This window comes from Brevibacillus sp. SAFN-007a, from assembly GCF_051967035.1.
Lineage (GTDB): Bacteria > Bacillota > Bacilli > Brevibacillales > Brevibacillaceae > Brevibacillus.
Genome location: NZ_JBQCKK010000011.1, coordinates 126100 through 132558 on the forward strand (window position 1 = coordinate 126100; position 6459 = coordinate 132558).

At 53.1% G+C, this 6459-nt stretch carries 6 protein-coding genes and 1 rRNA gene; all 7 read right to left on the reverse strand.

Annotated features, from left to right (window positions below):
• Positions 1–98 precede the first annotated feature (98 nt).
• On the reverse strand, positions 99–1610 hold the full coding sequence (locus ACTHO6_RS13640) for an acetyl-CoA hydrolase/transferase family protein (RefSeq protein ID WP_440242119.1): 1512 nt from the start codon (positions 1608–1610) through the stop codon (positions 99–101).
• Positions 1611–1760: 150 nt separating this feature from the next.
• Positions 1761–2432 (reverse strand): LytTR family DNA-binding domain-containing protein, encoded by a 672-nt coding sequence (locus tag ACTHO6_RS13645; protein ID WP_440242120.1) that lies wholly within the window; start codon positions 2430–2432, stop codon positions 1761–1763.
• 146 nt (positions 2433–2578) lie between these two features.
• Positions 2579–3487, reverse strand: coding sequence for a hypothetical protein (locus ACTHO6_RS13650; RefSeq protein ID WP_440242121.1), 909 nt, complete (start codon positions 3485–3487; stop codon positions 2579–2581).
• Positions 3488–3631: 144 nt separating this feature from the next.
• Positions 3632–3925, reverse strand: a complete 294-nt coding sequence (locus ACTHO6_RS13655) for a HesB/YadR/YfhF family protein (RefSeq protein ID WP_440242122.1) — start codon at positions 3923–3925, stop codon at positions 3632–3634.
• A 144-nt stretch (positions 3926–4069) separates the two neighbouring features.
• Positions 4070–5359, reverse strand: coding sequence for a sensor histidine kinase (locus tag ACTHO6_RS13660; RefSeq protein ID WP_440242123.1), 1290 nt, complete (start codon positions 5357–5359; stop codon positions 4070–4072).
• Entirely contained in the window at positions 5359–6033 is a 675-nt protein-coding gene (locus ACTHO6_RS13665; protein WP_440242124.1) for a response regulator transcription factor, read from the reverse strand. The genes ACTHO6_RS13660 and ACTHO6_RS13665 overlap by 1 nt, the downstream gene beginning before the upstream one ends.
• Before the next feature lie 303 nt (positions 6034–6336).
• Positions 6337–6459: ribosomal RNA gene (locus tag ACTHO6_RS13670) — 23S ribosomal RNA — on the reverse strand; the annotation flags it as partial.

Below are 6459 nucleotides of genomic sequence, written 5' to 3' on the forward strand. Positions count from 1 at the left end.
GCCCTTATGCCTGAATATCGTCTGAGACCGTCACATTAGTGTGACGGTCTTTCGGCATTTACGAGCACTTTTCGCTGATCGGTACATGGCATCACTGCCTACGTCAGCGCCGGCTTTTTCTCCAACATGGTTCCTTCCAGAGCGTAGCGCACATGCCAGGAAAATGCTTTTTCCAGTACGTGCGGGGTATGCCCGCCGCGGGCAAGCGCTTCTTCGTAGTACGCGGTAAGCTGCTCACGGTACATCGGATGCGCGCAGTTCTCAATAATTTTCACGGCGCGCTCGCGTGGTGCCAGCCCGCGCAAATCGGCCAGCCCTTGCTCGGTGACGATAACGTCGACGTCATGCTCCGTATGATCGACATGAGAGACAAACGACACGATACTGGAGATTTTTCCGCCTTTGGCAATCGACTTGGTTACGAAGATGCCCAGACGCGCATTGCGGGCAAAATCGCCAGAACCGCCGATGCCGTTCATCATTTTACTGCCCGAAACGTTCGTCGAATTGACGTTACCGTAGATGTCCACCTCAATCGCCGTATTGATGGCGATCAGCCCCAGGCGGCGAATGATTTCCGGATGGTTGGTAATCTCCTGCGGACGCAGCAGCAGCTTGTCGCGGTATTGGGCAAAATGTTCCCTGACGTACTGCATCTTGTCTGCCGTCAACGTGATCGAACAGCCGGAAGCAAACGATATTTTGCCGGCATCCATCAGGTCGAAGACGGCGTCCTGCAACACTTCGGAGTAAACAGTCAGATCGGTGAATTCCGAATCGAGAAAACCGTTGAACACGGCATTGGCAACAGACCCGATCCCCGATTGCAGCGGCGCGAGATTTTCCGGCAGCCGGCCCGCCTTGACTTCCTCGCGCAAAAACGCAAGCAGATGGGCAGCGATTTTCGCCGTCTCCGCATCCGGCTCGACAATGGTGGATGGCGAATCCAGTTGGTTTGTCAGCACAATACCTTTGATTTTTTCGGGATCGACCACAATGCCCGCCGTCCCCATTCGTTGGTCTACTGCCGTGAGCGGAATCGGCTCGCGCGCTCCCTGGCTCGCTGGCGTATAAATATCATGGATGCCCTCCAGTTCAGCGGATTGGGCGAGATTCAGCTCCACAATGACATGCTTGGCATAATCGACGAAAATGTTCGAGTTGCCGACAGAAGTGGCGGGAATAATCATGCCGTCCTCCGTAATTGCAACCGCTTCCACAATCGCGTAATCAATCGCATTCATCGCCCCCTGGCGAATCAGCTCGGCGGTATGGGACAAATGCTGGTCCACGAACATCATACTGCCCTCGTTGATTTTTCCGCGCATGACGGGATCGGCTTGAAACGGCAGCCGTTTTTGGACCATGCCTGCCTCCGCCATGACGGCGTCCACGTCTGATCCGAGCGAAGCCCCTGTATATACATTCACGCCAAACGGCTTGTTGTCTTTTTTGACGCGCTCTGCCAATGCGAGCGGCACAACCTTGGCATCCCCTGCACGAGTGAATCCGCTTAACCCGATCGTCATGCCATCCTCGATCCAACTTGCTGCTTCCTCAGCTGTCACGATTTTATTTGCCATTCGTTTATCGCGTAAGCGCTCCCACATCCTTGTAGCCTCCTCTGCCATCTTTTCTTGTTCCTACACTAGCACAGGATGGCTGAGCGGGCACTCGATTTTCCACAAAGCAGAATATTTCGGCAGACAGGAAGCAAAACAAACAGCGAACCATTCTCACTGGCAGGGAGTCTGCACAAGCTAGAAGCCGAGCAACTGCCGAAACGAGCTGGCATACGTCTGGCTCACCGGAACGCGCGTCTTCTGCTTGTCCTTCATCTCCAGTATGAATGTCGAATGGAAGTGCGGATGAATAAAGCCGATGGCCTCCAGATTGACAAAATAAGAGCGATGGCAGCGCGCGAACCGCTCGGGCGGAAGCATGGATTCCAGCTCGGACATGCTGTACTTGTTCACGTACGCCCCGTTTGCCGAATGCAGGAGCGTCTTGCCCTCATGCGAGCTGATGTACACAATCTCGTTGAGCGGAATCGGCAGCCAGCCATCTTCCCTTTTTCCAATCAAAAACGACAGCCGCGGCTGCGGATTGGCAAGCGGCACGCTTTGCAAAGGATAGATGGCGGTAATACAGCCCATGACCTCTCCCCCGCGAAACAGCGGCAGCGACAGACCGTAGTACGGCACGCCAAAAATGCGACTTTCCACCTGATGCCCGACCTTTCCTCGTTCGATCAGCGCCTTGTGCGTCGCAGAACCAATCGGAACCTGATCGCCCGGCGCGATCTTCAGATCAATGGCGGAGCTTGGCTGGTAATACAAGTATTGCGTGCCATCCGATATCGCAATCGACACTTCTTCCGGCACAGCTTGGCCAATCATCTGCAGCATTTCTGGAACAATCTTGTTCTCCATGCTGAATCCTCCTGCTCCTCTTCTCTCTTTTTCTCTCTCTTCTATTAAACCATACTTCTGTCTCGACAGATCAATACTTGTCTTCCCTGGACAGGCAAAACAGGGAGGCGAGTTGTCGTACTCCCTGTTTTGCCCTCGTCGTCTGGCTACTCCATCGTCGTCAACAGCTTGCACAGATTGCGTTCGGCGTCTGGGCGCTCCCCGGCAGGCAGCCTGCCCAGCAGATCCAGCGCCGCGTACGGAAGCTTGAGCGCATGCGGATCGCTGTACGTTTTTTCCCAGTATGCAGGAGAAAAAATCTCCGTAAACGCAGGTTCCTTGACCTCATCCGCCCATACAAACTCCGGCATCTGCCGATTGAGGTAAGTCTGAATCCGGTGGTTCACCATGCCTGCCTGCACCAGCTCCCCGTATCCGAAGCGCTCCAGGTCTGTCAAAGCTTGCGCGTGCGTTACACCATGGACGATCTCGCCCGCAAAATGGTAGCGCTGCCCGTCGATCACGCGCCCCGGCACGATCGTATGCAGCTCGGCAAACACTCTTTTTGCCATCTCCTCCGTGGTGTCGTACGGAGGCACCTCCTCCGCTACATCCTCCACTGTGACGGCAAAGTAGTTGGCGATGCCCCAATAGCGCGTCGGCCTGTCTTCCGTCGTCTTTTGCAGCATTTCGACCAGTCCGTCGACCACACTCGGCCGAACCAGATCGGGGCGCTCCCGCAGCGCCTTCAACGCCAGCACGCCCAAAGCCAGCCCATGCCCGGAGGTCCGCAGTTGCTTCACATTTTGCGCCAGCCCGTCAACGACCCGCTGCAGCAAAGCCGGATCAGCCTGTTCCTCTTCACCCAGCGGCGCAAACCATTCCGGCTGCAAGCGCCGAAACGCCTCACAAGTTCGTTCAATCCCCGCTTTCACATGCTCAGGCAGTTCATGCTCGCGATCCATGTAATAGCCTGCCAGCAATGCCGCGCCATAGTGCCCTCCAAACCAGCCTGCCTGCGCGGCTCGCGCCATTCCCACTACGCCAAGCTCCACATACGAATCGAGTACCCGCATCATTCATCCTCCTTTTTCCAAATCAATGTAGATTCATAATATAACAAATATTTTTGTTTGTTAAGTATAAAAATAAAAATGACTCCTGTACGGGAGTCATTTCGGTATCGGTTGGATCGGTTGATGGCGCGGTTCGCTGCTTGTTCACGCTTCATCCAGTTTGAAATCCACTTCGTCCGTCGCCGACCGATAGTCGACGATCAGTCCATGTCCATTCATATACCACAGCTCATCCTGCTCCATGTAAAAGGTAATGCCGTCTACTACCGCAGAAAGCCCGACTTCGTTCGGCTGCTCTTTGGCGATCCCCATGGAAAACGAATCCTGCACCGTGCTCACGCCTCCATAGCGGACAAAAAAGCGGACGCTGTCGCCTTCCTTGCATCCCCACTCTCCCTTGAACCACGCTACTGCCGGGGCCGTTACTGTCAGTTTCATCGCTCGCCACTCCTCTCTTCCCTTGTAGTTTACCTGACTTTCTCACTATGTAAAGCAAAAAAGTATAGTATTTGCACTCGCCCCATGCACGAAAACGGAAAAGAAAGACCGCTTTCCTTTTCTTCGGAAAAGCGGTCTTAGCCGTTACTTCCATGGAAGTGTCACCAAAAAGCTCGTTCCCACGCCTTCTTCGCTGCTCACTGTGATTTTGCCATGGTGCGCATCCACGATCCACTTGGCGATGGATAGCCCCAGACCGGTTCCTTCCGTTGCCCGGGAGCGCATTTTGTCCACCCGGTAAAAACGGTCGAACAAGAACGGGATGTTCTCTTTGGAAATGCCAATCCCGCTGTCCTTCACCAGAATGGCGACGCGGTTCCCTTCTTTTTTGCAAGAGACAAAGATTCGGCCGCCTTTGTTCGTGTATTTCAGAGCGTTGTCCAGCAAAATGACCATCAACTGGTGCAGGCGCTCTTCGTCCCCGACAATCTCCAGCGGTTCCTCAATAGCTGTCTCCAGGCTGATTTCCTTCACGATGGCGAGTTGGGAAAACACCTGCGTGCATTTCTGCACCATTTCATCCAGGCGAAATTTTTTGCTCATGATTTGCAGCTCATTGGAGTCGCTGCGGGCGAGCGTCAACAGATCGGCTACCAGCTTGCTCAACCGTTTCGCCTCCTGCATGCCGATCATGATTTTCTCGCTTTCCTGCTCGATGGTATGATCGGGATGCCGGAACAGCCGCTCCAGATTGACCATGATCGCTGTCAGCGGCGTGCGCAGCTCATGCGAAGCATCCGCGATAAACTGCTGCTGCTTTTCCCACGAAAACTGAATCGGAACGAGGGCGCGTCTCGCCAAAAACCACCCTGCAATGATGGCAATGACAATGCTTACCGCATCGCCAATCACCACGACGTACAACAGGCTGCTCAGCATATTCTGCTCGGGCGCCAGATTGTAAATCAACTGAAACTGGTAGGCCACTTGCATGTGATCGCCCACCAGGACTTTTTTGGGGACAGTGACTGTCTGTACCCGATATACTTGTCCTTTGACCGTCACAGTTTCGATGCCATCCGGCTTGCCGATATGGTAAAAATGCGGGAGCGCCTCCGGCTCCAAGCGTTCGCCAAAAGCCGTCCCGATCACTCGGCCAAAGCTATCCCAGACAAGCAAGCCATACCGGCGATCGAGCTCCATGTACTTTTTTCGATCCAGGCGATTGTACAGAAAAGGATCATCGTTGATCCGCTGCAATCGCGGCAAAGGGTCTACCGTAAGACGCTGACTCACTTTCGTCAGCTCGCGGTCTACTTGCGAATAAAGCCGATACTTCATCGTATAATACACGGCACTCCCCAGCGCATTGAGCAGCAGAAATACCACGATGACATTCAGCGTCACCAGGCGAATCCGCGTTTTTCGAAACATTACCGTTCTTCCTTTTTCAAGATGTAGCCCACGTTGCGGATCGTGCGAATGTAGCTCTCGTAAGCTCCCAGCTTTTTGCGCAAATAGTGGACATACAGATCGACCACGCCGTAATTCGCTTCTGAATCGATGCCCCATACGCGGTCAAAAATTTGCTGGCGCGTCAAGATTTGCTCCCGATTTTGCAGGAAATACTTGAGCAGCTCGTATTCCTTCGATGTCAGTTTCATCGGCTCGTCATCCACAAAGCCGTCGTACTCGTTTACCTTTAATGAAATCGGACCGTATGCCATTTCGCCTTCTGTACCGGTTTTTCCGTTGCGGCGCAGCAAAGCTCGTACTCTCGCCGTCAGTTCTTCGGCTGCAAAAGGCTTGACCAGATAATCATCGGCTCCCGCATCCAATCCCTCGACTCTTGCCTTGACACTGTCCTTTGCCGTCAAGAACAGAACAGGGGTCATTATACCTTTGGCACGAAGCGTTTTTACCAGAGTCAGGCCATCCATGCCCGGCATCATGATATCGAGTACAAGCAAATCATAGATGCCTCGTTGTCCCAGCAACAAGCCATCATCTCCCCGATCAGCCGTATCCACTTGATAGCCTTCATCGCTCAAAACGCCAGCAATAGTCTGTAGCAGGGCTTGTTCATCTTCGACTGCAAGAATCAGCATGTATATCCCCTCTCATCTGTAACAGCTAGCGATTGTTGTTCCTAGGCTTCCTCTTTTCCAGCTCGAATTGTGCTTTCATCCAGCATAGCATAAACATCCGGAATCACCATGCTCGCAAGTAGACAGACACTTTCATTAGAGCATTCGTTTTTTTGAATGAGATTTGAGAGACAAAAGCCAACATTGTGGCTTTATTGCCTGATCCATGCAAAAAAGCTGTATTCTCCATTACTTGCAAAAGTAATCGGGAATACAGCTTTTATCTTGTTCCTTCAAAACTGAATCTGCATGGTAGCTAAGTGTGTGGATAAGTCCTCGACCGATTAGTATTCGTCAGCTCCACGCGTTACCGCGCTTCCACACCGAACCTATCAACCTCATCGTCTATGAGGGGTCTTACCAGCTTGCGCTGTGGGAAGTCTCATC

Excerpts from the sequence above, each read along its gene's own strand:
- ACTHO6_RS13660 (WP_440242123.1), bottom strand. The coding sequence starts at position 5,359 with ATGTTTCGAAAAACGCGGATTCGCCTGGTGACGCTGAATGTCATCGTG.
- ACTHO6_RS13650 (WP_440242121.1), bottom strand. The coding sequence starts at position 3,487 with ATGCGGGTACTCGATTCGTATGTGGAGCTTGGCGTAGTGGGAATGGCG.
- ACTHO6_RS13655 (WP_440242122.1), bottom strand. The coding sequence starts at position 3,925 with ATGAAACTGACAGTAACGGCCCCGGCAGTAGCGTGGTTCAAGGGAGAG.
- ACTHO6_RS13665 (WP_440242124.1), bottom strand. The coding sequence starts at position 6,033 with ATGCTGATTCTTGCAGTCGAAGATGAACAAGCCCTGCTACAGACTATT.
- ACTHO6_RS13640 (WP_440242119.1), bottom strand. The coding sequence starts at position 1,610 with ATGTGGGAGCGCTTACGCGATAAACGAATGGCAAATAAAATCGTGACA.
- ACTHO6_RS13645 (WP_440242120.1), bottom strand. The coding sequence starts at position 2,432 with ATGGAGAACAAGATTGTTCCAGAAATGCTGCAGATGATTGGCCAAGCT.